This is a genomic window from Sideroxyarcus emersonii (assembly GCF_021654335.1).
Lineage (GTDB): Bacteria > Pseudomonadota > Gammaproteobacteria > Burkholderiales > Gallionellaceae > Sideroxyarcus > Sideroxyarcus emersonii.
Map to the genome: position 1 here is coordinate 1,917,208 of NZ_AP023423.1, position 26,463 is coordinate 1,943,670.

General features: G+C 61.6%; 21 protein-coding genes and 1 tRNA gene. 15 read left to right on the forward strand and 7 right to left on the reverse strand.

Annotated features, from left to right (window positions below; translation table 11 throughout):
• Nucleotides 1-20 precede the first annotated feature (20 nt).
• The 5 genes from dnaJ to L6418_RS09235 all read left to right on the forward strand — a co-directional run bounded on the left by dnaJ (nucleotide 21) and on the right by L6418_RS09235 (nucleotide 6,087).
• Nucleotides 21-1,145: a molecular chaperone DnaJ gene (gene dnaJ, locus L6418_RS09215; RefSeq protein ID WP_237246631.1), complete on the forward strand. Its 1,125-nt coding sequence runs from the start codon at nucleotides 21-23 to the stop codon at nucleotides 1,143-1,145.
• 194 nt (nucleotides 1,146-1,339) lie between these two features.
• Nucleotides 1,340-1,909 carry a LemA family protein gene (locus tag L6418_RS09220; protein WP_237246632.1) on the forward strand — a complete coding sequence of 190 codons (570 nt, stop codon included), beginning with the start codon at nucleotides 1,340-1,342 and terminating at the stop codon, nucleotides 1,907-1,909.
• Between the two features lie 117 nt (nucleotides 1,910-2,026).
• Nucleotides 2,027-2,752 carry a DUF6588 family protein gene (locus L6418_RS09225; RefSeq protein ID WP_237246633.1) on the forward strand — a complete coding sequence of 242 codons (726 nt, stop codon included), beginning with the start codon at nucleotides 2,027-2,029 and terminating at the stop codon, nucleotides 2,750-2,752.
• 39 nt (nucleotides 2,753-2,791) lie between these two features.
• Entirely contained in the window at nucleotides 2,792-3,694 is a 903-nt protein-coding gene (locus tag L6418_RS09230) for an E3 ubiquitin ligase family protein (protein WP_237246634.1), read from the forward strand.
• A 122-nt stretch (nucleotides 3,695-3,816) separates the two neighbouring features.
• On the forward strand, nucleotides 3,817-6,087 hold the full coding sequence (locus tag L6418_RS09235) for an EAL domain-containing protein (protein WP_237246635.1): 2,271 nt from the start codon (nucleotides 3,817-3,819) through the stop codon (nucleotides 6,085-6,087).
• A gap of 65 nt (nucleotides 6,088-6,152) precedes the next feature.
• Here the strand turns inward: L6418_RS09235 and L6418_RS09240 are convergent, their stop codons facing one another.
• From L6418_RS09240 to L6418_RS09250, 3 genes are read right to left on the reverse strand one after another with little or no spacing between them, the layout of a single operon-like run.
• On the reverse strand, nucleotides 6,153-8,084 hold the full coding sequence (locus L6418_RS09240; protein ID WP_237246636.1) for an ATP-binding cassette domain-containing protein: 1,932 nt from the start codon (nucleotides 8,082-8,084) through the stop codon (nucleotides 6,153-6,155).
• Nucleotides 8,085-8,534 (reverse strand): hypothetical protein, encoded by a 450-nt coding sequence (locus tag L6418_RS09245; protein WP_237248720.1) that lies wholly within the window; start codon nucleotides 8,532-8,534, stop codon nucleotides 8,085-8,087. It abuts the gene before it with no gap.
• A complete protein-coding gene (locus L6418_RS09250; RefSeq protein WP_408641561.1) occupies nucleotides 8,534-9,073 on the reverse strand; it encodes a peroxiredoxin in 540 nt (179 codons plus the stop codon). Before L6418_RS09250 ends, L6418_RS09245 begins: the two co-directional genes overlap by 1 nt.
• Before the next feature lie 71 nt (nucleotides 9,074-9,144).
• On the opposite strand from L6418_RS09250, the gene L6418_RS09255 reads away from it, so the two are divergent.
• Both L6418_RS09255 and L6418_RS09260 read left to right on the forward strand, forming a co-directional pair.
• Nucleotides 9,145-9,219, forward strand: a tRNA-Arg gene (locus L6418_RS09255).
• 24 nt (nucleotides 9,220-9,243) lie between these two features.
• On the forward strand, nucleotides 9,244-13,449 hold the full coding sequence (locus L6418_RS09260) for a PAS domain S-box protein (protein WP_237246637.1): 4,206 nt from the start codon (nucleotides 9,244-9,246) through the stop codon (nucleotides 13,447-13,449).
• Here the strand turns inward: L6418_RS09260 and alr are convergent.
• Complete coding sequence (alr, locus tag L6418_RS09265; RefSeq protein WP_237248722.1) at nucleotides 13,446-14,510, reverse strand: alanine racemase; 1,065 nt, start codon at nucleotides 14,508-14,510, stop codon at nucleotides 13,446-13,448. The genes L6418_RS09260 and alr overlap by 4 nt on opposite strands.
• A gap of 95 nt (nucleotides 14,511-14,605) precedes the next feature.
• Here alr and lplT point away from each other — a divergent pair, with 95 nt between their 5' ends.
• The 7 genes from lplT to ald all read left to right on the forward strand — a co-directional run bounded on the left by lplT (nucleotide 14,606) and on the right by ald (nucleotide 22,014).
• Entirely contained in the window at nucleotides 14,606-15,832 is a 1,227-nt protein-coding gene (gene lplT, locus L6418_RS09270; RefSeq protein ID WP_237246638.1) for a lysophospholipid transporter LplT, read from the forward strand.
• 21 nt (nucleotides 15,833-15,853) lie between these two features.
• Nucleotides 15,854-17,155: a hemolysin family protein gene (locus L6418_RS09275; RefSeq protein ID WP_237246639.1), complete on the forward strand. Its 1,302-nt coding sequence runs from the start codon at nucleotides 15,854-15,856 to the stop codon at nucleotides 17,153-17,155.
• A gap of 4 nt (nucleotides 17,156-17,159) precedes the next feature.
• Nucleotides 17,160-18,140: a triacylglycerol lipase gene (locus tag L6418_RS09280; protein ID WP_237246640.1), complete on the forward strand. Its 981-nt coding sequence runs from the start codon at nucleotides 17,160-17,162 to the stop codon at nucleotides 18,138-18,140.
• Between the two features lie 10 nt (nucleotides 18,141-18,150).
• Nucleotides 18,151-18,342 carry a hypothetical protein gene (locus L6418_RS09285; protein ID WP_237246641.1) on the forward strand — a complete coding sequence of 64 codons (192 nt, stop codon included), beginning with the start codon at nucleotides 18,151-18,153 and terminating at the stop codon, nucleotides 18,340-18,342.
• A gap of 73 nt (nucleotides 18,343-18,415) precedes the next feature.
• Nucleotides 18,416-18,664 (forward strand): hypothetical protein, encoded by a 249-nt coding sequence (locus L6418_RS09290; RefSeq protein WP_237246642.1) that lies wholly within the window; start codon nucleotides 18,416-18,418, stop codon nucleotides 18,662-18,664.
• Between the two features lie 239 nt (nucleotides 18,665-18,903).
• Entirely contained in the window at nucleotides 18,904-20,718 is a 1,815-nt protein-coding gene (locus L6418_RS09295) for a diguanylate cyclase (RefSeq protein WP_237246643.1), read from the forward strand.
• A 180-nt stretch (nucleotides 20,719-20,898) separates the two neighbouring features.
• Nucleotides 20,899-22,014, forward strand: a complete 1,116-nt coding sequence (gene ald, locus L6418_RS09300) for an alanine dehydrogenase (RefSeq protein WP_237246644.1) — start codon at nucleotides 20,899-20,901, stop codon at nucleotides 22,012-22,014.
• Between the two features lie 23 nt (nucleotides 22,015-22,037).
• Here the strand turns inward: ald and L6418_RS09305 are convergent, their stop codons facing one another.
• From L6418_RS09305 to L6418_RS09315, 3 genes are all read right to left on the reverse strand, one after another.
• Complete coding sequence (locus L6418_RS09305) at nucleotides 22,038-22,934, reverse strand: hypothetical protein (RefSeq protein WP_237246645.1); 897 nt, start codon at nucleotides 22,932-22,934, stop codon at nucleotides 22,038-22,040.
• Between the two features lie 85 nt (nucleotides 22,935-23,019).
• Nucleotides 23,020-23,307 carry a hypothetical protein gene (locus L6418_RS09310; protein WP_237246646.1) on the reverse strand — a complete coding sequence of 96 codons (288 nt, stop codon included), beginning with the start codon at nucleotides 23,305-23,307 and terminating at the stop codon, nucleotides 23,020-23,022.
• A gap of 55 nt (nucleotides 23,308-23,362) precedes the next feature.
• The gene (locus L6418_RS09315; protein WP_237246647.1) at nucleotides 23,363-23,806 is read right to left on the reverse strand and encodes a universal stress protein; all 444 of its coding nucleotides are present in this window, start codon (nucleotides 23,804-23,806) and stop codon (nucleotides 23,363-23,365) included.
• Nucleotides 23,807-23,975: 169 nt separating this feature from the next.
• Here L6418_RS09315 and L6418_RS09320 point away from each other — a divergent pair, with 169 nt between their 5' ends.
• Nucleotides 23,976-26,399: a Lon protease family protein gene (locus L6418_RS09320; RefSeq protein ID WP_237246648.1), complete on the forward strand. Its 2,424-nt coding sequence runs from the start codon at nucleotides 23,976-23,978 to the stop codon at nucleotides 26,397-26,399.
• Nucleotides 26,400-26,463: the final 64 nt, after the last annotated feature.

A 26,463-nucleotide genomic window follows, 5' to 3' on the forward strand; every position in this document is an offset into this window, starting at 1 on the left:
CATCGTCACGTGGAAAAAACATGAGCAAGCGCGACTATTACGAAGTCCTCGGCGTCAATCGCGACGCCTCCGAGGAAGAGATCAAGAAGGCTTATCGCAAGCTGGCGATGAAGCACCACCCCGACCGCAACCCGGATAACCCGAAAGCGGAGGAACAGTTCAAGGAGGCGAAGGAAGCCTACGAGACCCTGTCCGACGGACAGAAGCGTGCGGCTTACGACCAGTACGGCCATTCCGCCTTCGAAGCCGGCGGTATGGGCGGCGGCAATCCGTTCGGCGCCGGCGGCGCAGCCGGCTTCGATTTCGGCGACATCTTCGGCGACATCTTCGGCGGTGGCCGCGGCGGCCGCAGCCAGGCGCATCGCGGCGCCGACCTGCGCTACAACATGGAGATCACGCTGGAAGAAGCTGCGCGCGGTGCGGAAAAGCAGATCCGCATCCCGGTCATGGAAGAATGCGAGACCTGCAACGGTTCGGGCGCCAAACCCGGCACCAGCGCAACCACCTGTTCCACCTGCGGCGGCCACGGCCAGGTGCGCATGCAGCAGGGTTTCTTCTCCATCCAGCAGACCTGTCCGCGCTGCCAGGGCAGCGGCAAGCAGATCAGCTCGCCGTGCAAGGATTGCCACGGCACCGGCCGCGTGAAGAAGCAGAAGACGCTGGAGATCAAGATACCGGCCGGCATCGACAGCGGCATGCGCCTGCGTCACAGCGGCCACGGCGAAGCGGGTTCGCACGGCGCACCGCACGGAGACCTGTATGTGGAAATCCACATCAAACCGCACAGCGTGTTCCAGCGCGACGGCGACGACCTGCATTGCGAAATGCCGATCAGCTTCGCCACCGCAGCGCTCGGCGGCGAGATCGAGATCCCCACGCTGGACGGCGCGGCACGCATCAAGATTCCGGCCGAGACACAGAGCGGCAAGCAGTTCCGCCTGCGCGGCAAGGGCATCAAGGGCATGCGTACCCACACGCATGGCGACCTGCATTGCCATGTCGTGGTGGAAACCCCGTCCAACCTGACCGATCGGCAAAAGGAACTGCTGCGCGAGTTCGACGCCATCAGCCAGCAGGACAGCGCCCGCCACAGCCCGCGTGCCAAGTCGTGGATGGGCAAGGTGAAGGAATTTTTCGGGCAGTAATCGCAAAGCTGCATAAATCTCGATAACTCGTCGCACCGGCGCAGGCCGGTGCCCAGTTGGTTTAAATACTGGATTCCGGCCTGCGCCGGAATGACAAATCTGACTTTGCTGCGGCATCCTAATCCTGTGCAACGATGCGGCGAATTGTTTATGATGCGCCGCGCCGCCTCCCAACTCGCACAAGGAGCATCGCCATGGGTACCACGCTTATCTTGCTCGGCATCTGCATCGTCGTGCTGATCTATGCCGTCAGCCTTTACAACAATCTGGTCAGTCTCAAGCACGGCGTCAGCAAGGCGTGGGCCAACATCGATGTACTGCTGAAGCAGCGGCACGACGAACTGCCCAAGCTGGTCGAGGTATGCAAGCAATACAAGCAGTTCGAACAGGAGACCCTGCGGCGGGTGATCGCCGCGCGCTCGCAGGTGCAGACCGCCCGCGAGGGCCAGGACATCGAGGCGCTGGGCAAGGCGGAAGGCGCCATGCGCGCCAGCCTCGGCGGACTGTTCGCGGTGGCCGAGGCCTATCCCGAACTGAAGACCAACCAGAACTTCATGCAGCTGCAGACCCGCATCACCGGCCTGGAGAACGGCATCGCCGATCGTCGCGAGCTGTATAACGACTCGGTGAACATCTACAACGTGGGTATCGAACAATTCCCCGCCGTGCTCATCGCCAACATGTTCGCTTATAGCGCAAAACCATTGCTGGAGTTCTCAACTGCCGAGAAAGCGGATGTGGATATGAAATCCCTGTTCAGCTAAATTAAGGGATTCCCCTATGCGGCAAAGGAAACTTAAATGGAACAGGCTGCTCTCAACTCAGCCTGTTCGGGCGCAGCCTGAATGGGCCACTCTTTAAAACCGAAAGGAATACGCATCATGAAGAAACTGCTCGCTTTGCTCTGCACCCTGGGAATCGCCCAGACTGCCTCGGCAGCCAATATTTCGAACTTGGGGGCCTTGTCGCAACCCGAATTCCGCACGCTTTCCGAAGATCTCGGTGCTGCCCTGAGCTACAAACCCGTCACGCCGGCAGCCCCGCTGGGCACGACCGGATTCGACATGGGGGTCGAAGTCACGCAGACCGACATGTCCAAGAGTTCGCAGATATGGAGCAAGGCCACCGGCGGCAGCCCGATCAACAACCTGTACATACCCAAGCTGCACATCGACAAGGGCCTGCCCTTCGGCATCGATGTCGCCGCGTTCTACTCCAAAGTGCCTACCACCAACATCGCGCTCTATGGCGGCGAACTGCGTTACGCCATCCTTGAGGGGGGAGTCACACAGCCCGCAGTGGCCATCCGCGGTTCCTTCACCAAGCTGAGCGGCGTAGACCAATTGTCGCTGGACACCAAGGGCATCGATCTCTCCATCTCCAAGGGGTTTGCCATGTTCACGCCCTATGCCGGCATCGGCCAGGTCTGGGTCAATAGTTCAGCAAATGTCACAGGTGCTGGCGGCGCAGCATTGTCTCAATCCTTCACCCAAGGCAAGGTGTTCGTCGGCGCCAACCTGAATCTCGGCTTCAGCAACCTGGCAGCCGAAGTGGACAAGACCGGCGGCATCCAGTCGATCAGCATGAAACTGGGTTTCCGTTTCTAACCCGACGCCCCCGCTGCGCGTGACACCAAGAGGACGTCGATGCTGACCACCCTCCGCCGCGAGTACGCGCAGCTCATCACCTCCGGCGGGCAACTATTGCTCCTGCTCGTCGGCCTCAAACTGGAATCGCGTACCGGATGGCTGTGGTGCCTGGGCATCATGGCCGTCGTCAGCCTGCTCGCCTGGTATTCCACCCTGTATCGGCTGCGCACCATCAGCGGCACACCCACCTCCCGCATCGGCTCGGCTGCGCAAGGTTACGTCGAACTGACCGGGCGCGGCGCGGTGCACGGCACGCCGATCCTTTCGAGGTATTCCAACCTGCCCTGCCTGTGGTGCCGCTACAAGATGGAACGCAAGCGCAGCGACAACAAGGGCTGGCACACCGAAGAACAAGGCGTAAACAGCGCGCCGTTCCTCATCGACGACGGCAGCGGCAAATGCGTGATAGACCCGCAAGGCGCGGAAGTGGTCACCCGGCACAAGGACAGCTGGACCTCGGGCGATTATCGCTATACCGAATGGCGACTCCTCGATATCGACGACATCTACGTCCTGGGCGAATTCAAGACGGTGGGCGGAAGCAGCACCACGCTCACGCAGGATGAACTGGTGAAGCAGGTCCTGTCGGAATGGAAGATGGACAACGCCGACCTGCTCAAGCGCTTCGATCTGGACAACAACGGCGTACTCGACATGCGGGAATGGATGCTGGCACGCTCGGCCGCGAAACGCGAGGCCGAAAAACGCCTGGATGAAGCACTTGCCGCTCCGGACATCAATTTCATGCTGCAGCCGCGCGACGGCAGGCTGTTCCTCATCAGCAATCTCGATCAGGACAAACTGGCCGCCCGTTACAAGCTTTGGGCGTGGGCACATATCGTCATCCTGTTTGGCGCACTGAGCGGTCTGGCCTGGGTGTTGCAGCTGCCCTCATCCTGAATGCCCTGCGCCGGTCCGGAACGCCGCCCATCTGCGCCCGTGCCCCAATGGTTACCCCGGGCGAATAACCCCATAGAGTTTGTTGTAACTCCGGAGGATTCATGAAAGAATCGCCCCCAGTTATGAACAGCTCCACCGAAATCCCCTCCCCAAGTTGCTCAACCGGCCTCACGACCGTTGAATACAGCACGCTATCCGCCACGGAGCAGGAAAAAATCCTGCACCTGCAGCAGGCCATCCTCGAATCGATAGCGCGGGGCGGGGAAATCACTGCCTTGATAAACCAGTTGTGCAAACTGGTGGAACAGTTACTGCCGAACTCGGTCGCTTCGGTCATGCTGCTCGACGAGTCGCGCGAACTGCTGAACGTCTACGCTGCGCCGAGCGTGCCGCCCGAAGGGATCAGCCAGCTGAACGGCCTCCGCCCCGGACCCGGCGGCGGCTCGTGCGGCAATGCCGTATTCCGCAAGGAGCCGCAGTTCGTCGAAAACACGTTCACCGACCCGCGCTGGCAGAACCTGCGCCAACTCGCCTACGACTTCAATCTCTGCGCATGCTGGTCGATGCCGATCTTTTCGGCGCAGGGCGCAGTGATCGGCTCCTTTGCACTCTCCAGCTTCGAGCACCGGCTGCCCAGCGATTTCCACCGCAAGCTGCTCGAGATCGGTGCCTCCATCGTCGGGATCGCTCTCGAGCGCAGCAAGACGCAGGAGTCGCTGCGGCTGTTCGAAAAGGTGTATGACGGCAGCGAAGAAGGTTTCATGATCACCGACCTGAACCAGCGCATCCTGTCGGTGAACCGCGCTTTCTGCAAGGTGCTCGGTTACGAACCCGAAGAGGTCATCGGCGAGACGCCAAGGAAACTGGCTTCCGGCCATCACGACAAGTCTTTCTATAGCGCAATGTGGGAAAGCATCGAGGTTTTCGGCCACTGGCGCGGCGAGATATGGAACCGGCGCAAGAACGGCGAGGTGTTCCCGGAATGGCTGTCCGTCTCGTCCGTCAAAGACGCCACCGGAAAAACGACCCACTATGTCGGCATCTTCAGCGACATCAGCGAACGCAAGAATGCCGAGGCGCAGATCCAATATCTGTCGTCGCACGATCCACTGACCGACCTGCCCAATCGCATCCTGTTCAAGGACCGGCTGGAGAATGCCCTGGCCCATGCCGAGCGCACGCAAAGCCGTGTCGCACTGCTCACGGTCGATCTCGACAATTTCAAGCTGTTCAACGACTCGCTCGGCCACGCCGTCGGCGATACGCTGCTGCGCAATGTCGCCGCCCGGCTCAAGAACTGCGTGCGGGCGACCGACACCGTCAGCAGGCAGGGCGGCGACGAGTTCCTGATCGCGCTGGCTGAGCTGCCCGACAGCGATACCGTCGGCACGATCGCGCAGCACATCCTCGACCAGGTTGCCAAGCCGCTGGATATGGAAGGAAGCCCCCTGTCGCTCTCCTGCTCCATCGGCATCGCCGTCTATCCCGATGATGGCGAGAGCTACGACATCCTGCTCAAGAAAGCCTCCCTGGCGCTGTATTCAGCCAAGGCGGCCGGACGCAATGCGTGCCACTTCTTTACCGAGCAGATGAACAGCGACAGTCTCGAACACCTGCGGATCGCCCACAACCTGCGCCACGCCGTGCAGCGCAACGAGTTCGTGCTGCATTACCAGCCGCAAATCGACCTGGACAGCGGACAGCTGATCGGTGCCGAAGCGCTCATCCGCTGGAACCATCCGACCGAAGGGCTGATCCCGCCGGCACGCTTCATTTCCGTCGCCGAGCAGACCGGCCTCATCGTGCAGATGGGCGAATGGGCGCTCAATGAGGCATGCAAACAAGCGGTCAGCTGGCAGCGCAGCGATCGGCCGGCGCTCATGGTGGCGGTGAATGTGTCGGCAGTGCAGTTCAGGCGCGGCAACATGGAGCAGTCGATACGCAAGGCCATCGCCGCAAGCGGCCTGGATCCGACCCTGCTGGAAATCGAGCTCACCGAATCGGTCCTGCTGCACGACATGGAATACATGCTCGGCCTGATCAAACGCCTCAAGGAAATCGGCATCACCCTCGCCATCGACGATTTCGGCACCGGTTATTCCAGCCTCGCCTACCTGAAGAGGTTCAAGGCCGACCGCCTGAAGATAGACCAGTCCTTTGTGCGCGACATGGCAGACGACCCCGACGACGCCGCGATCGTGCATGCCATCATCCAGATGGGCCGCACCCTCAATCTGCGCACCATCGCCGAAGGCGTCGAGACGGCAAAACAAGTCGACCTCCTGCGCTCCCTGGAATGCAACGAAGTGCAGGGCTACCACTTCGCACGGCCGATGCCGGCGGACGCCTTTTCCCGCTTCCTCGACACCTATCGTCCCGCGGTACGCGAGTGAATCCGGCAGGAGCGATGACCAAGCCGGCCGCTTTTCGGCATCACGACCTCATCACCGCATGAGAACTATTTTTTCTCCAGCGTTTCCCACCGTTCCATCAGCTTGACCAGTTCGCCCTCGATCTCGGAAGCACGTTGCTGCAACTGTTTTGCATGCGCAGGATTATCGCGGAACAGCGCTCCAGCCCCCAGTGCGGCAGCGATCTCCTCCTGCTCGCGCTCCAGCGCTTCGATGCGCTGCGGCATCTCATCCAGCTCTTTCTGCTCCTTGAAGCTCAGCTTCACCTTTACCCCCTCTCCCTTCGAGGGAGCAGGCTGGGGAGAAGGTGAGCCTGCCTTGCCTCCGCCCTCTTTCGGCGCAGACGCAGCTGGCTTGTTCGCCTTCTGGCTCGCCTCGAACTTTTTCGCCCGCACCCAATCCTCGTAGCCGCCGACATACTCCATCAGCTTGCCGTCGCCTTCGAAGGCGATCACCTGCGTCACCACATTGTCGAGGAAGGCGCGGTCATGGCTGACCAGAAACAGCGTGCCGTCGTATTGCGCCAGCAGTTCTTCCAGCAGTTCCAGCGTTTCGATGTCGAGGTCGTTGGTCGGCTCGTCCAGCACCAGCACGTTGCTGGGGCGGGTGAACAGGCGCGCCAGCAGCAGACGGTTGCGCTCGCCGCCGGAAAGCGATTTCACCGGCGAACGCGCGCGCTCCGGCGCGAACAGGAAATCGCCGAGGTAGCTGATGACGTGCTTCTTCGCACCGCCGATCTCGATGAAATCCGAGCCCTGGCTGATGGTATCGGCCAGCGTGGCGTTGTCGTCGAGCTGCGCGCGCAACTGGTCGAAGTAGGCCACGCTCAGCTTGGTGCCGAGCTTCACATCGCCGCTGTCCGGAGCCTGCTCGCCCAGGATGATCTTGAGCAGCGTACTCTTGCCCGCCCCGTTGGGACCGAGCAATCCGATCTTGTCGCCGCGCTGGATGCGGCAGGAAAAATCGTCGATGATCTTGCGCGTACCGAACGCTTTGCTCACATGCGTGAGCTCCGTCACCAGCTTGCCTGAGCGCTCGCCGCTGTCCAGGTTCATCTCGACGGTGCCCTGCTTCTCGCGACGCGCAGCGCGTTCGCGCCGCAGCTGCTCCAGCCGCAGTACGCGGCCCTCGTTGCGGGTACGGCGTGCCTTCACGCCCTGGCGTATCCACACTTCTTCCTGCGCCAGCACCTTGTCGAACTTGGCGTTCACCACCGCCTCGTCCGCCAGCATGCGCTCCTTGATCTTCTGGTACGCGGCGAAGTTGCCTGGAAAGCTCGCCAGCTTGCCGCGATCCAGCTCGACGATGCGCGTGGCAACGTTGTCGAGGAAGCGCCGGTCGTGGGTGACCAGCAACACGCTGCCGCGAAAACTGGTCAACAGTCCTTCCAGCCATTCGATGGAAGCGAAATCCAGATGGTTGGTCGGCTCGTCCAGGATCAGCACCTCCGGCTCGGCCACCAGCGCCTGTGCCAGCGCCACGCGCTTGCGCACGCCGCCGGACAACGAGCCGATGAGCGCATCGGCATCCAGTTCCAGCTTGTCGATGGCGGTCTCGATGCGCGCCTGCACCGCCCAGCCGTCCTGCGCCTCCAGTTTGGTCTGCAGCGGCTGCATCGCTTCCAGCAACTTCTCGTAATCGGCATCCGGTTCCGCCAATTGATGCGACAGATGGTGGTAGTCGGTGATCAGCTGATGCAACTCGCCCAGGCCGCGTGCCACTTCGTCGAACACGGTCGCCTCCGCATGCAGCACCGGTTCCTGGCTGACATAGCAGATGCGCGCGCCGGGCTGGCGCCATACCGAGCCGTCATCCAGTTGTGCCTGGCCGGCCAGCACCTTGAGCAGGCTGGACTTGCCGCCGCCGTTGCGGCCGATCAGGCCGACGCGCTCGCCTTCGTCCAGTTGAAATTCCACATGATCCAATAGCGCGACGTGGCCGAAGGCCAGTGCGGCTTTATCCAGCGTGATATACGGCATTTAGTTTTTCTTTTCTTCCTGAGGCAATGCAGATTGATAGATGAGCGAGAACCCGATGGCAAAACAGCCCATCGCGAAATAGCCGAACGAGGTGGTGAAGGTGTTCAACACCAGATGCGTGTTATAGCTGTCGATGCTGCCGGCGAAGAAATGGAACACGAACAGCAAGCCCGCCAAGATGTTTCCCGCCAGCAGCAGCCTGTGCCCGATCCTGTAACCGTTGCCGCCCGGCTTGCCCTGCGGCGGCAGGCCGCGCATGAAATGCCAGGCCAGGTAGACCAGCAACAGCAGCAGCAACGCGCCGACGAGACGCCCCGGAACATCGCCTTCATGCACGGGAACACCCAGCATCTCCAGCAGCAGGTTCCCGGCCGCCGCCACCCAGCCCATCGCCAGCGTCTGCATCATGAAAAACCATGCAGCGAATATATTCGAGCCCGGATGTTTCATCACGCCCCTTTCGCGGTCAATCGCGTCAGATCCTCGATGACCTCGGTCGAGTGCCTGGAGGTCTCGACGCTTTCGTACACCTTGGCCACCTTGCCCTGCGGGTCGATCAGGAACGTATAACGCCTGGCGAACTTCACCAGCCCCAGGTTCATCAGCGCACCATAGCGTGCCGCCACCTCGGTGGACTTGTCCGCCAGCAGCGGGAACGGCAGGTGATATTTCTTGGCGAATTCGGCATGACTGTCGCTATCGTCCACGCTGATACCGACCACTTGCGCACCCAATGCCGTCAGCTTGTGCAAATCGTCGCGGAAGGAACATGCTTCCTGCGTACAGCCCGGCGTATCGTCCCTGGGGTAGAAATAGAGCACCAGCCACTTGCCCGCATATTCCTTCAGGTCGTGTTTCACGCCATTCTGGTCCGGCAGCTCGAAACCGGGGGCGTCCGCCCCCACCTTGGGCAACTCGCCGGCACGTGCCATCTGGCTCGCCAGCATTGCCATTGCGGCCATCAGGCCGAACAAGATCAGCCATTTCATTTGTAAGCTCCTTGAAGCGGATAAGCGAGAATGGATTTTACGTTAGAATGTCGCCCGTATCGCGCACATCTGTCCTCGTAGTTAAATGGATATAACCGGCCCCTCCTAAGGGTCAATTACAGGTTCGATTCCTGTCGAGGACGCCAACCTGGCTATTCGGGAAGAATACGATGCACGGTTCCGGCTCCAACCCTACACCGCATGCCAGTATCCTCAAGATCGTCTTGATCTATGCCATCTTCGCCGGCCTGTGGATCCTGTTCTCGGACCGATTGACGGAATGGATATTCGCCGACGGCGCCGCCCTGAAGGTCGCACAAACCCTCAAAGGCTGGCTGTTCGTTGCGATCACCTCGTTGCTGCTTTATTTCCTGCTCAAGCGGTTGACGGTCGCCCCGGGCCATGCCCCCATTCCGGTGGTGCACACCGGCCTCATCAACTGGCCACGCTGGCAACTGTACCTGTTTGCGGCCGTGGTGACGCTGTTGACCTTGCTGATACGCCAGCACATCGCCATTTCGTTTGCCGACCGCCCGCTGCTGATCCTGTTCATGTTCCCGATCATCGCCAGCGCGGCTCTGGGCGGGTTGGGTCCCGGAATGCTCGCCACGCTCATCGCCGTAGCAGCTGAAGACTATTTCGCCGTCCCGCCGCTCGACAGCTTTGCGGTAAAAAGCCTGCAGGACATGCTGCAACTTGGCCTCCTGCTCGCCAATGGCCTGCTCGTCAGCCTCCTCAGTGCACTGCTGCACGAAGCGCGCTACCGGTCTGACCGGGACAGGCAGAATGCCGAAGCCAATCTGGCAGAAAAGATGCATGCGCTGAAATTGCTCGATGCCATCAGCGAAGGTTCCACCGATGCGATCTTCGTCAAGGACAGTGAAGGACGCTATCTGTTGTTCAACCAGGCCGCTGCCCACTTCGTCGGAAGATCGGTGCAGGAGGTGCTGGGAAAGGATGACACGGCGATCTTCCCTTCCGACCAGGCCACCTTCATCCGGCAAAGCGATCGCGAAGTGATGCAAGGCAATCAGGTCACCACTTTCCAGGAGACCCTGGAAACCCGGAACGGCAAATCGTTCTTCCTCACCACCAAGGGGCCGCTACATGACCTGACTGGCAAAGTGTCCGGAGTGTTCGGCATCTCGCGCGACATCACCGGAATCAAGACGACCGAATTCGCCTTGCGGCGCGAGCGCGACCTCAACCAGCGCTACCTCGATACCGTCCAGTCCATCATGATCGCTCTGGACACTGAAGGACGCATCACCATGATCACCCGCTACGGCTGCGAGATGCTGGGTTATCGGGAAAATGAACTGCTCGGGGAGAACTGGTTCAAGACCTGCCTGCCGCAGCCGGAAGGCACCGAGATCATACTGCCGATGTTCCGCCAGATACTGGCCGGAGACATGCAAGACGCACACCATCACGAAAATACCGTCGTTTGCCGGGATGGGAGCCTGCGATTGATCTCCTGGCGCAACGTCTATTTCAGGAACGAGGCAGGCAACATCGTCGGCACACTGAGTTCCGGCGAAGATATCACCGAACGCAAAAAAACAGAGGAATCGCTGCGCGAGAGCGAGGCCACCTATCGCTCTCTTTTCGAACACATGCTCAACGGCTTCGCCTATTGCCGCATGCTGTTCACCAACGGTCGCCCGGACGACTTCATCTACCTCAGCGTCAACGAAGCCTTCGAGACACAGACCGGACTGAAGGATGTCGTCGGACGCAAGGTCTCCGATGTCATCCCGGGCATCCGAGAGGCCGATCCGGAACTGTTCGACATTTACAGCCGGGTTGCCTCCGGCGGCAAGCCGGAACAGTTCGAGACCTATGTCAAAGCGCTGGATATGTGGTTCGAGATCTCGGTATACAGCCCCAAACCGCAACATTTCGTTGCCGTTTTCGATGTCATCACGCAACGAAAGAAAGCCGAATTGGCGCTGCGCGACAGCGAAGCGCGTTTCCGCGCACTGGTAGAACAATCGATAGCCGGCATCTTCATCGTCCAGGACGGCCAACTCAATTATGTCAATCCCGGCTTCGCCACGATCTTCGGTTACGAATCGCCCGAATCGATGATCGGCATCGTGCCTGCGGCCGATCTGATCAGCCCGTACGATCAGGAACGCGTACTGCAAAACATCCACAGGCGCGAAGAGGGGGATGAAGGTGCCGTATACAACACTGCCAGCTGCATTCGCCGCGATGGACAGCGCATAGAAGTCGAAGTGTACGGACGCCCATATGAGCATGAAGGTCGCCCGGCAACCATCGGCATCCTCCTGGACATCACCGCCCGCAAGCAGGCCGAAGCGAAACGCGACCTCTTGAGCGATGCGCTGCGCCAGTCAGCACATCCCCTGATGCTGACCGACTCAGAGTTCCGCATCACCTACATCAATCCAGCCTTTTCGCGCCTGTTCGGTTACCATCTGGACGACATCACGGGCAGGCATATCTCTCTCATTGTCCCAAAGACCGACAAGCACAGAACCGAACGCGATGAAATCGAGCGCCATCTTCGCAGGCACGGCACATGGTCGGGGGAGGTAGACCGCTTGGCAAGCGATGGTTCGCTGATACCCACCCTCGCAACCATTGCCTCGATCCATGGCAAGGAAGGGACATACATCGGTTTCGTGGCCAGCTATCTCGACCTGCGAGCGCTGCGCGAAAAGGAATCGACGTTGCGCAAACTCTCGCTGGCGGTGGAACAAAGCCCGGAGAATATCTACATCACCGATCTCGACGGCACCATCGAATATGTCAACGAATCTTTCGTGCGCAAGACAGGTTATGACCGCAGCGAGATCATCGGACGGAACCCGCGCATCCTGCATTCCGGGAAAACGCCATCGAGCACGTACGAGGATCTCTGGAAAAACCTCCTGGCCGGCAATACCTGGCAGGGTGATTTCCACAACAGGCGCAAGGATGGCAGTGAATATATCGAACACGCCATCATCAGCCCGATCCGCCAGCCCGACGGGCACATCACCCATTACGTCTCGGTACAGGAAGACATCACGGAAAAGAAACGCGCCGAGGCCGAGATAAACCGCCTGGCCTTTTACGACACCCTGACCGGACTGCCCAACCGGGCACTGCTCCTGGAACGTACCGCGCAAGCGCTGGCTACAATTCGCCGCATCGGCCAGCGCAGCGCGCTGATCTCGTTCAATATCGACCGCTTCAAGACCATCAATGATGCGGGAGGACAGGCCATGGGCGATGTGCTGATCAAGGCGGTGGCCGAGCGTTTGTCGCATATCCTGCACCAGGGCGATGTCGTGGCGCACATCGCAGGGGACGAGTTCGCCATCCTGCTGACCGACCTCGCCCCCCAGCAACAGGCCGCGGCCCACATGGCGATGCATATCTCGAACCGGATACACACAGAACTGCAGGAGCCTTTCGTGATCGGCGCTGAAAGCATCACCCTCACAGCCTGCCTGGGGATCGCGCTCTTTCCGGGCAACGATGCCGACTCTGCACTGGATATCCTGCGTCGTGGTAATACTGCCCTGCATCATGCCAAGACCCGGGGCAGCGGACAGACCGCATTCTTCGACGACACTCTGGACGGCAATGCCAAGCAGCGTTTCGAGACCGAGCGCGAACTGCAGCAGGCAATCAAGCGCGGTGACCTGCAGGTATTCCTGCAGCCCCAGGTGGAAGAGAACGGCAAGTGCGTCGGTGCGGAAGCCTTGGTGCGCTGGCAGCATCCGCAACGCGGCCTGATACAGCCCGGTGCATTCATCCCGATTGCCGAAGAGTCCAACCTGATCATCGAGATCGGCAGCTGGATGTTCGTCGAAGTCTGCCGCCTGCTGGCACGCGAAGACGTGGCTACGCTACCAATACGGATCGGCGTCAACATTAGCCCCCGTCATTTCCGCCAGGCCGATTTCGTCGAGCAGATCAAGGACGGCCTCGCCAGCACCGGCGCCGACCCCACCCACCTTACTCTGGAAGTGACCGAGGGCATGGTGATCGACAACATCAACGATGTGGTCGCGAAGATGAACGAGCTGAGCGCGATGGGTATCCATTTTTCGATGGACGACTTCGGCACCGGCTATTCATCGCTGGCATACCTGAAGCGACTGCCCATCCACGAACTCAAGATCGACAAGAGCTTTGTCCAGGATCTGACTATCGATCCCGATGACGATGCCCTGGTCGAGGCCATCCTTGCTGTAGCCAGGCTCATGCACGTGAAGGTGGTCGCGGAAGGCGTGGAGACGCCCGAACAGGCGAGCTTCCTGAACCTGCGCGGACAGGTGGTGCACCAGGGTTATCTGTTCGGCAGGCCGGAGCAGGCGGAGAAGGTGATCGCGGATATCATCCGCAACCTGTCCTAGGCTGCCGTCACCGGCACGCGCGCCGTCAACGCGCACATCAGCTCGTAACTGATGGTTCCCGCCGCAGTGGCCACCTCCTCCACCGGCAGGCCCTCTCCCCACAAGGTGACTGGGCTGCCCACAACCGCATCTGCCACCTCGCTCAGGTCGACGCTCAGCATGTCCATCGATACCCGTCCCAGCGTGCGCGTGCGCTGCCCGTTCACCAGGATCGGCGTTCCCGTCGGCGCATGGCGCGGGTAACCGTCGGCATAACCGCAGGCCACTGTCGCGATGCGCATCGCCCGGTCGGCGCAAAACAGCCCCGCATAACCGACCCGGTCGCCGGCCTTCAGTTCGCGTACCGAGATGATTTCGCTATTCAGCGTCATCACCGGGCGCAGGCCGAACTGTTGCGCGCCGGTGCCGGCGAACGGCGATGCGCCGTAAAGCATGATGCCGGGACGCACCCATTCGCTGTGCGAAGAAGGATAACGCAGCAGCGCTGCGGAATTCGCCAGCGAGCGCGGCATGCGATAAGCGTCTGTCAGTCCCCTGAAACGCTCCAGCTGTTCCGCGATGCCTTCCGGCTCGTCGGCATGGGCAAAATGCGTCATCAGCACGATCTCACGCACAGCGGGATGCCGCTTCAATTTCTCCATCACGGCCGGAAACTGTTCCGGCGTGAACCCCAGACGGTTCATGCCGGTATTCACCTTGAGCCAAACCTGCAAGGCGTTGCGGCGCGGGAAGGCATCGAGCATGGCAAGCTGCTGCGGACTGTGGATGACGCTGGCCAGTTCGTATTCGGCCAGCAGCGGCAACTCGTCCGCCTTGAAGAAGCCTTCCAGCAGCAGCAGGGTTTGCCGGAAACCCGCTTCGCGCAAGGCGACTGCATCGCGCACATCGAGCATCGCGAAACCCTCCGCTTCGGCCAGCGCCTCCGCCGCTCGCAGCAGGCCGTGGCCATAGGCATTGGCCTTGATGACCGCCATGATGCGGCTGGATGCGGCACGCCGCACCACGCGCAGATTGTTTTGCAATGCGGAAAGGTCGATGCGGGCTTGTATCGGGCGGGACATGAAATTCATGGCAGGGCTGGATAAACTGGCGCGAATGATAGCAGGCCACATATTTTCGTGTTATAAAAGCCCGTCCCTCAAACGATAAACCTATAGTGAATCGCGGCTTCTACACCATCCTGGCGGCACAGTTTTTCTCCGCGCTCGCCGACAACGCCCTATTGTTTGCCGCCATCGCCCTGCTCAAGCAGGGTCATGCGCCGAGCTGGCACACGCCGGTGCTGCAGCAGGCTTTCATCGTGTCGTTCATCCTGCTTGCGCCGTTTGTCGGAGCGTTTGCCGACTCGCTGCCCAAGGGGCGCGTGATGTTCATCAGCAACGCGATCAAGATGGCGGGCTGCCTGGCCATGCTGGCCGGCATCGACCCGCTGCTGGCATATGGCCTGGCCGGCTTCGGCGCGGCGGCCTATTCCCCTGCCAAATACGGCATCCTCACCGAGTACCTCCCCCCGGCGAGGCTGGTATGGGCGAACAGCTGGATGGAAGGACTGACGGTCAGCGCCATCATCCTGGGAGCGGTGGTCGGCGGCATGCTGATCACGCCGAGCATCGCCACGTCGCTGCTGCAATACATGCACGTCCCGCTGCAGGTGACGCCGCCGGAACTCTCCATCTTCATCATCTTCTTCATCTACCTGATCGCAGCGCTGTTCAACCTCTACATCCCGCTGGTGCCCATCGAACACAAGCCGTTCAGCCGCAGCCCGCTGTTCCTGCTCAAGGATTTCTGGCACTGCTTCACGCTGCTGTGGAAGGATCCGCTGGGACAGGTTTCGCTGGCCGTCACCACGCTGTTCTGGGGAGCGGGGGCGACGCTGCGCCTGCTGGTACTGTCGTGGGCAGCGATCGCGCTGCACTACAGCATCGGTGAAGCCGCCAAACTGATCGCCTGGTTCGCCGTGGGCATCGCCATCGGCGCGGTGCTGGCGGCGCGCCTGGTCAAGCTGGAACACGCGGTGAACGTGCTGCCGGTCGGCATCGGCATGGGATTGATGGTACTGGTGATGATCCCGATCACCAATCCCCTGCTCGCCATCCTGCTGCTCATCTGCATCGGCATGATGGCCGGTTTCTTCGTGGTGCCGATGAACGCACTGCTGCAGCACCGCGGCCACCTGCTGATCGGTGCAGGACGTTCCATCGCCGTGCAGAACTTCAACGAGAACATCAGCATCTTCCTCCTGCTGGGCCTCTACGCACTGATGGAGAAACTCGAGCTCCACCTCAACATCATCATTCTCGTGTTCGGGCTGTTGATGGCGGGCCTCATGGGCCTGCTTTACAAGAAACACGGCCACGACCAAGATAACGGCAAAATTTAACCTCCCGTCCAAGGAGATCGCATGGAAATCTGGATACTCGTGCTGCTGATCCTGCTCAGCGGCTTTTTCGCCATGTCAGAGATGAGCATTGGTGCCAGCCGCACCGCGATCCTCGCGCAGATGGCCGAGGCCGGCAACGAGGGGGCCCGCATCGCCGCCGAATTGCGCAACCAGCCTTCCCGCCTTTTGGCCGCAACGCAGATCGGCCTCACCGCATTGGCCACCCTGCTCGGCGTGTTCGGCGAATCGATGTGGGTGCCGCGCATCGAATCCGCCATTGAATCCAGCACCGGCGCACTCGCCTTCGCCAAATACCCCTTGTCCTTGCTGCTGGTGGTCGGCAGCATCACCTTCGCCACCATCGTGGTCGGCGAGATCATCCCCAAGCGCATCGCGCTGGCCAGGCCGGAAACCATCGCCTCCGCGCTCGCCCCGCTCATGGCGCTGTTCGCCAGGCTGAACCGTCCGTTCATCTGGGCGCTGTCGGTGGCGAGCGAAAAGATACTCGCGCTGTTTCCGTTCAAGGAAAGCGCGGAATACCTGGCTGCCGACGAGATCCGCGCCATGATCGCCGCCGGACGGCGCGACGGCGGCCTGGACGAGACTTCCGGCGAACTGCTCGGCAATGTGTTCCGCCTGGACGACCGCAAGGTGGCCAGCGTGATGACGCCCGCCAACGACATCATCTATCTCGACCTGCAGGCGCCGAGCCAGGTCAACCTGGAGAAGATCAAGACCCAGCGCGTCTCGCGCTTCCTCGTCTGCAAGGGCGGGCTCACCCAGCTGGTCGGCTACATCGAGAGCCGGGAACTGCTGCAGCACCTGCTGGAGAACGAGCAGCTCGATCTCGGAAAATTGCCGACGCACGCCATCCACTACATCCCCAACACCCAGTCGCTGATCGGCGTGCTCGAATTCTTCCGCGCCCAGAAGACGCACCTCGCCGTCGTGGTGAACGAATTCGGCCAAGCCGAGGGACTGGTCACCATGAGCGACCTGCTCTCGTCCGTCGTGGGCGACGTGCCCAGCTCGGTGGATGAAATGCCGCTTGCCGTGCAGCGCGAAGACGGATCGTGGCTGCTGGACGGGCTGCTGCCGCTGGACGAGATGAAGGAAAAGCTCGGCCTCACCGAACTGCCCGAAGAAGAACTGGGCAACTATCACACCGTAGGCGGCTTCGTCATCACAGCCGTGGGGCACATCCCGAAGAAGGCCGAGACCTTCGACTGGAACGGCTGGCGCTTCGAGGTGGTCGACATGGACAAGAACCGCGTCGACGAGATCTTCGCCCGCCCCATCGGCGCAAGCCTCCCCAGCGACTGAACCCATGAGATCCCTCGCCCTCATCGCAGCAACATGCGCTCTGCTCGGCCTGGCCGGCTGCGCCAGCGAGCGCACCGATCCGTCGCTGCTGACCTTCGATCAATCGAGGTTGCCGCCTGCAGACCTCGACCTGGCGATCCCCCATCTGGGGCCATGCACCAACAATCCGGACCGCACGCTGCATCTCAACTCGCAGCAGCCCGTCACGGTGCTGGTGCATGGCTGCCGCGGCTCCACCGGGAATTTCCGCGCACTGGCCGAAGTGATGGCGTTCAACGGCCAGCAGACTGCCTGCTTCGACTACGACGACCGCGACAGCCTGATGCGCAGCTCGGCGCAACTGGCCGCCTCGCTCGACAGCCTGGCCGGGCATCTGCGCAACAAACAGATCACCGTCATCGGCCACAGCCAGGGCGCGCTGATCTCGCGCAAGGCGCTGGTCGCAGAGCGCCCCGATCCGATGCAAGACCAGGAGGCGCAACTGCGGCTGGTCACCATATCCGGCCCGTTCTCGGGCATCGCCTCGGCCGAAACATGCGGCTCGCCCTCTCTGCTCTGGCGCATCGCGACGCTGGGGATGGTGAAACAGGTCTGCCAGATCATCAGCGGCGACAAATGGTTCGAGATCACCTCCGCCTCCGACTTCATCCGCCAGCCGGGCGACCTGCGCAAGCAGGTAAGCTCCTACCTCAAGATCGACACCGACGAGCGCGATGCCTGCTACCGCAACGAGGATGGCACTTGCAGGGCCAAAGACTATACCTTCAGCCTGGAAGAACAGTATTACCCGCCCGTCGACCGCGCCCAGCCGGTGAAAAACGTCGAGGTCAAGGCCGGCCATGTCGAGATCGTCGGCGACCAGCGCGTCGCGCCGCGCAAACTCATCGCCGTCCTGCAACAGAACGGCATCCTCAACCAGACCGAAACACAGCGCAGCGCCGCCTTCGACCGGCTGCTGGCCAGGCTGTATTCGAACAACGACTAAGGAATCCATCATGACCTGCCGAACCGCTTCAATCCTCTGCGCAGTCCTGCTGCTCGGCGCATGCGGACAGAACGACAATCCGCCTGCGCCCAAGCTGTTCCAGGAACAGCGGGATACGCTCGACAAGGCCAGGACCGTCGATCCCGCTGCGCAAAAGCAGGACGAGGAACAACGCAAGGCGATGGAGCAGCAGACGAAATGAAACTTCGCCGGGCGGATTCGTTGCCGGATCTACCCATTCGGCCAATCACCCATCACCCCCAGGAAGAACGACCATGAGTTTAGTACCGATGATCATCCTTACCGCGATACTCGCCCTGTTCCTCGGCTTCTATTATTTTTCGCTGATCATCTCGATCGCGATCTGGTTTCCGCACCGGGCCAGGGCCAAATGGGTCGCCCTGGTAGAGTCGCCTGCCATCGATGCATTCAGGTGGTTCTGGAAATGGATCGCCCCTGCCTGGCTGGTCACGGTCACCGTTGCAATCGCCTTCATCGCAATCAGGCTGGCTGCGGTGCTCTGAAGTCAGCCGGCCGGAAGAGCGGCTTCCTCCACGACAGCAAAAATCAGGCGGCACTCAGGGGGTTACTCCCGATACACGCGTCAAGCCGCACTTCTCGGTGCGATCAATGACGCTTTAAAAGATAGACAAACCCGGTGTACACCGCTAGGGTACGGTCTGCCTGCCCGTGATCCGGGATCGGGTCCCTTGGATTGCCGAGACACAAACTAGCTGAAATGTTCACCCGATTCGCATCCCCCGTGTTCAACACACTTTGCCGACTGTTGCTCCCGCCTTGCCTGCTGGCGATGACCGCCGGTTTGGCGCATGCGCAACCGCTGTCGCTGAACGAATTGCCGGCGGGTTCGCTGGGCGGCTGGACCGACCTGTACGTTGAAGAAGGACGTGCGCTTGGCCTGGCGGAGGCGCAAGCGCTGCTGCACGAAGGCAAGTTCCACCCCGGCGGCCAGCCGATACTGTCGCAAGGAATCGGCAGCAAACCGCGATGGCTGCACCTCGCGCTGATCAACCCCACTGCCGCCCCCATCTCGCTGAAGCTGGCCGTGGGCACGACCTGGACGGATCGTATCGACACCTATCTGGTACATGACGGCCAGCCCACGCTCAATTGGCAGACCGGCGACGAGCTTGCGCAAGCTCCGGGGCTCAGCCAGGGAATAGGCTACATCCTGTCTCCCGGCTTTGCGCCAGGCCGGAGCGATCTGTTCCTGCGCGTGGATTCGACCGACCCGCTGATCTTCCCCATCGAGTTGCTGACGGATGAACAGGCCAGGGAACTGCAGCAGCGGGTGCACTACAGCTACGGTTTCATCTTCGGCTTCATGATGGCGCTTGCCGCCTACAACGCGACCCTGTTCTTCGGGTTGCGCAAACGCAGCCACCTTTACTACGCGGTATACCTGGTCAGCCTGGTCGTGCTGATCGCCTGCTATACCGGACATGGCTTTGCCTGGCTGTGGCCGGACCGGCCGCAAGTGCAACGCTATGCGATCCTGGTCGCGATGGTGATCTACGGCTGCTGCGGATTGCTGTTCGCCAGCCGCTTCCTGGCCCTCAAGGAACATGCCCCGCGTGTCTTGCGCTTCGTCCAGTCGTTCGCCGCCGCGGGACTGGCGGCCATTGCGATCAGCATCCTGCTCGACAGCCAGCTCGCCGCCGCACTGGTCGCCTTCAACTTTGCCGCACTGTTCAGCGTGTCGATGGTGCTGCTCGGCCTGCTCACCATACGGAACAGCCGGCCATCCGGCCGCTACTTCCTCATCGCGGCCATCTTCGGCATGCTCGGCGCCGGCAGCACGACGCTGGCGGTATGGGGCGGGATACCGTTCAACGCGGTCACCTACCACGCGCTCGAATTCGGCATGGTGATCGAGGCGACGCTGTTTGCGCTGGCGCTGTCATACCGCTTCAACGAGATCAGCGGCAGCCTTGTCGAGATCAACGCCCTGAACGACCAGCTATCCGCAGAAGTGGCGGAACGCAAGAAGATGGAAGAACAGATACGGCAACTGGCCTTCCACGATTCGCTCACCGAACTGCCCAATCGCCGCCTGCTGCTGGACAGACTGGAACAGGCCGTCGCCGCGAGCAAGCGGAAGAAGAGCTACGCCGCACTGATCTTCCTCGATCTGGACAATTTCAAACCGCTCAACGACCTGCACGGGCATGTGGTCGGCGACTTGCTGCTCATGGAAGCGGCGACCAGGCTGCAAGCCTGCGTGCGCGAGACGGATACCGTTGCGCGTTTCGGCGGCGACGAATTCGTGGTGATGCTGAACGACCTGGGAGAAGACCAGTCCGCATCGTTCGCGCTCGCCCGCACCGTGGCGGAGAAAATCCTCGCCGCCATCGCCGGCCCCTACCGGTTCACGCTCGCCCACTCGGATGAAACGGTCGCCGACGTCGAGCATAACTGCACGGCCAGCATCGGCGTAGTGGTGTTCACCGACCACCAGGGCAGCCCGGACGACCTGATCAAGTGGGGAGACGATGCGATGTATCGGGCCAAGATGGCGGGACGCAATACGATCCGTTTTTTCGGGCAGCCAGACTGAGCCGCTCACTGGCGGGACGAAGCCGCCGTACGCGACAAACTGCCCCCATCCCGCTTGCGGCTTCACTTCCCTCCGGGTCCCGCACCGTCCGCCCGGACTGGCTAAGACGGTACGACTCATGTACCTTAAGCATCGTGGCCATGCCCGGCCGGCCCCATCCCACTGCACAGAGGAGCGCACATGAAGATAGGCATCCCCAAAGAGATCAAGACCAACGAGAACCGCGTCTCGCTCGTCCCCGCCGGAGCAGAAGCGCTGGCAGCAGCCGGCCACACGGTGATAGTGGAAACGGGCGCGGGACTCGGCAGCGGTTTCAGCGATGCGCAATACCAGGCAGCCGGTGCGCAGATCGGCAAGGATGCCGATGCGGTATGGGCGGCAGCCGACATGATCGTGAAAGTGAAGGAACCGATCGAGCCGGAATGGAAACGCATCCGCCGCGGCCAGGTCATCTTCACCTATTTCCACTTTGCCGCGAACGAGCAGCTGACGCGCGCGCACCTGACCTCGGGTGCCATCTGCATCGCTTATGAAACGGTCGAGCTGCCGTCGCGCGAACTGCCGTTATTGACGCCCATGTCGGAAGTGGCCGGACGCATGGCCGTGCAGGAAGGCGCCAAGTATCTGGAGAAGCTGAACGGCGGCCGCGGCATCCTGCTGAGCGGCGTGCCCGGCGTGCCGCCGGCCAAGGTGGTGATACTCGGCGCCGGCGTGGTCGGCGTGAATGCAGCCAAGATCGCCGCCGGCATGGGGGCAAGCGTGGTCATCCTCGACATCTCGCTGGAACGGCTGCGTTATCTGAGCGACGTCATGCCGGCCAACGTGCAGCTGGTGTTCTCCGACCGTCACAACCTGCTGGCGCAGATCGCCAATGCCGACCTGATCATCGGTGCGGTGCTGATACACGGCGGCGTCGCCCCCAAGCTGATCCGCCGCGAAGACCTCAAGACCATGCGCCCCGGCGCAGTGATCGTGGATGTCTCGGTCGATCAGGGCGGCTGCATCGAAACGACGCACCCGACCACGCACGAGAACCCGACCTTCATCGTCGACGGCGTGGTCCATTACGGTGTGGCCAACATGCCCGGCGGCGTGCCGACCACCTCGACGCTGGCGCTGACCAACGCCACCCTGCCTTATGTGCTGAAACTGGCGAACAAGGGATACCGGCTGGCACTCAAGGAATCGTCGGCATTGCTGAACGGTCTCAACATCATCAACAGCAAGGTCACCCACCGCAAGGTCGCGGAAGCGTTCGGCATGGACTACCTGCCCGCCGAGTCGTTCCTCGACTGAGTGCATCGCGGACAGAACGGCATTCAGTTCCGTTTCCACCAGTCCGCGATGATGCTGCCCACCGCCGGATTCACCAGGTAACCGAAAGAGCGGTGGCTGTTCAGGCCTTCGTTGGTGCAGAAGAAATTGTAGATCCCCTGGCAGTGGTCATCGATCGAGTCGACCAGCCCTAGCTCAAGCATCGCACCGAAGCTGTCGTGCAGTTTGCGCCCCATGGCGACGAGATCGCCTTCCGCCGCCACGTTCACCCAATGCCGGATCAGTCCGGGATAGCTCCTGGGACGCCCTCCATTCATGCCCATCAGGGATCGCTGTATATAGTGCATCCCCAGCGGACTGCCGATGGTCAGGAAGTCCACCTTTCCTTGCAGCTTCTCCTGATGCGTCAGCTCCCATAGCGCATCGTAGGCGATCACCGATCCCAGGCTGTGGCCGATCAGCAGCACGGACTCCCGTTTCTCCAGCAGGGGACGCACGATGTGTTTCAGCAATTTGCGCATGTCGGCGGCCACGCCGTCGCCATTGTTGAAGTAGCGCTTGATCTCCTGCTCCGTGCTGCGCGCATCCTCGGGCAGGAAGCGGATCAGCACGGGCACATGATCCACCATGTTCAGGACAAAGCTGCTGATGCGTATCTCCCAGGAACTCGCCTGCCGGATATCCTGTGCGGTCGGGCCATGCTTGTTGATCAGCGCGTCGATCCACGGAATCTCGCGGGTAATGTCCTTGTACTTGTGGTAGTACAGGTAGTTCCAGCTGACCAGGTGGAATCGATCCCGGCCGGATTGCAACGACTCCGCGACCTGGCTGTCGGCACGCCGCACTCCTTCGATGAGGGTGCGCCAGAGCAATTCACGGTGTTGTGCCGCCCGCGGCTTGGGATTCTTGCCCGGCACGAAGACGATGTGCTTGAGTGTCATGCCGTGCCCGGTATGACCCTGCTCACACCCGGCCGGAAGCGGCACAACGGATATACCTGAAGAAGCGGCGCCATCCTGCACGCCATCATTCGTCGTTGCGGTGCGGCGTCGATCCTTCTGCCGGTTCGCCGGTTTCCGGATCTATCCAGTCGGAGATGCCGATCTCCGATTCCGCTTCCTGTAGCGATTCGCCCTCTTCATAATCGTCGCCGCCGCTTGCTTGCATATCCTCGACTGCCCCCAGCAGGGTCGGGAAGGGCCCATACAATTCTTCGGTTCGCTTGTCCTGCCAGTAAAAGCCGTCCGGCCGCTCGAATACGCGGGTATGGTCATAATCCGGCGGTGTCTCAGGAATGGTTACAGTCGTGGTCATGGCTCCCTCCCTTGCCCGCTTGATGCAGCCGGCGGCGCATATGCTTCATTCCGCATCACTCCGCACGGACCAGCAGCACCGGCACGGTTGCCACGCGCACCAGCCCTTCGGCAACGCTGCCCAGCAGCAGGCGGTTCAGTCCGGAACGCCCATGCGTGCCGATCACGATCAGGTCGGCAGGCCAATGGCGCGCTTCGCTCTCGATCACGCTGGCGATGCGCTCGCCCTTGGCTTCGAGCAGCGCGGTCTCGGCCGACAACCCCGCCTGCTTCACCTGCTCAAGGGCCAGCGCCAGCGTGCGCTCCCCGGTGTTCCGCATGGCCGCCTGCAAGGAGGTGAAATCGATATACGCATAGCCTTCGGCATCGAGCAGGTAAATCTCTTCCAGCACGTAAACCAGGCGCAAACGCGCTTCGCGGTGCGCCAGCTTGATCGCTTCCTGCAATGCACACTCGGAAGTCTCGCTGCCGTCGACCGGAATCAGTATGCGTTGGTACATGGTGTCCTCCTTCCACGATACGGGCTGTTTTCATTCTATGCCTATTTTGCCCCAATGGAAGGCCTGTGGCAGTTTCGCAAATCGCGGTTGCCGCGGAGCCGCATATGGCGTTTAATCGAACCCACACGAGAGCGTTCGATATGCGAACCCGATACTGCGGAAACCAGCCATGCCGACCCTGACCCTGTCCCCCGCCGAGCTCCGCCTCACGGTGGATCCCGCCACCCTCGGATTCTCCGACACTTCCGAATTGCTGGACCAGCAACTGCCGTGGATAGGCCAGGAGCGCGCCGAGATGGCCGCCCGCTTCGGCCTGCAGATGGACCAGCCCGGTTACAACCTGTTCGTGCTGGGCGAGGTCGGCAGCGGCCGCGCCTCGCTGCTCCAGCGCGCCATGCAGGATGCCGCCGCAAACCGGCAGGTGCCGCCCGACCTGTGCTACCTGTACAACTTCGATGCACCGGAGCGTCCGCGCGCGCTGCGCCTGCCCGCCGGCCAGGGACGCCTGCTGCGCCAGTTCATGGCGCAGATGATGAAGTCGCTGCAGAAGCAGATCCCGCAATGCCTGAACGGCCAGGAGTTCAAATCCGAAAGCAAGCGCATCGAGGACAATTACAAGACCGAAGAAGCGAAAGTCTATGCGGAACTGGATGCCTACGCCGAAGCCCGCATGTTCACGCTGCATCGCGAAAGCGGGCACCTGGTATTCACCTACCGCGATGCCAGGGGCCACACGCTGACCGAAGAGGAGATGCTGGCCTTGCCGAAGGAAAACCGTGTCACCATCGATCATGCCGAACAGGAATTGCGCGTCGAGATCGCCCGCTATTTCGAGAAGACCGGCGCGATGGAGCGCATCAAGGACGAAGCCCTCGCCGCGTTGCGGCGCCAGGCCGTGAAGCCGCTGCTCGACATGCAGCTGCAGGAGATCCGCAACGGCCTGAAGAAACAGATCAAGGACTCGGTCAAGCTCGGCACCTACCTGGAACAGGTGATGCATGACGTGCTCGGCAACATCGAGCTGTTTGAGGCACTGGATGCGGAAGACGACATCCGCCAGGAAGCGCTGCTCAAGGTGCTGTCCCGCTACCGGGTCAACCTGGTGGTCGACAACGACGGCCTCGCCGGCGCACCGGTGATCGTGGAAGACAACCCCCTGTTCCGCTCGCTGTTCGGCAGCATCGAATACCAGTCCGAGAACGATGTGCTGGTGACCGACTTCTCCCGCATCCGCGCAGGCAGCCTGCACAAGGCGCATGGCGGCTTCCTCATGCTGCATCTGCGCGACCTGCTGAGCGACGGCCTGGTGTGGGAAAAACTGCGGCGCCTGCTGCGCAGCGGCAGGCTGCAGATCGAGGAGCCCGGCACCGCATTCACCCCCATTGCAACGGTGTCGCTCGAACCCGAAGCGGTGGACGTCGACATCAAGATCGTGCTGGTCGGTTCGCGCGAACAATATTACGAACTGCAGGAAGAGGATCCGGAATTCGCACGCCACTTCGCCGTCAAGGTGGATTTCGCGGAAAGCTTCTCGTCCAGCGCCGCGACGCGCCGTGCGACCGCGGCCTTCGTTGCGCACGCCTGCCGCCGGCTCGGGCTGCCGCATTTCTCCGCCGCCGCAGTCGCGCAGCTGCTGGAGGACGGACACCGCGAAGTAGACGACCAGTCGCGCCAGAGCGCGATCTTCGGACGTACCGAGTCGCTGGTGATGGAAAGCGCCGCACTATGCCGCGCCCGCGCAGGCCGACTGGTCGAAGCGGCCGACGTCGAGGCCGCCCTGGCAGCGCGCACGAAACGCCACGACTACCCGGAACAGCGGCTGCAGGAGGCCATCGCCGAAGGCGATGTGCTGATCGCGGTGCAAGGCGAAAAAGTGGGCCAGATCAACGGACTGACCCAGGTGGACCTGTGGGACTACCGCTTCGGCTTCCCTGTCCGCATCACCGCGCGCACCCATGCCGGCGAAGACGGCCTGCTCAACATCGAGCGCGAAGTGGAAATGTCGGGGCCGATCCACGACAAGGGCGTGTTCATCCTCAACAATTACCTCTCCGCACTGTTCGCCCACAACGCACCGCTGGCGCTCAACGCCGCCATCGTGTTCGAGCAGGAATATGAAGGGGTGGAAGGCGATTCCGCATCCTGCGCGGAACTCTATGCCCTGCTCTCGTCGCTGTCGGGCGTGCCGATCAGGCAAGGCATCGCAGTGACCGGTGCGGTCAACCAGCATGGCGAAGTCCTGCCGGTCGGCGGCATCAACGAGAAGATCGAAGGCTACTTCCGCGTGTGCACGACCGCCGGGCTGGATGGCAGGCAGGGAGTGCTGATCCCGCACCGCAACCGCCGCCACCTGATGCTGGAACGCAAGGTCATCCAGGCCGTCGAGCAAGGCCTGTTCCACATCCATACTGCGGAACACGTCAGCGCCGGCATCGAACTGCTCACCGGCCTGCCTGCAGGCGTCGCGAATGCGACCGGCAACTATCCGCATGGCAGCGTGCTGGGTCGGGCACAGCGTACCTTGCTGGCTTACCGTCGCGCCTGCCAGGCATCGGAACCGGCAAAATCCAGGCACAAGCATCTGCACACCTGACCACATTGCGGTGCGGTTGCCGTCCAGCCTGCATGGCCTGTCGGACGCAGGCAGATTGGCAAGG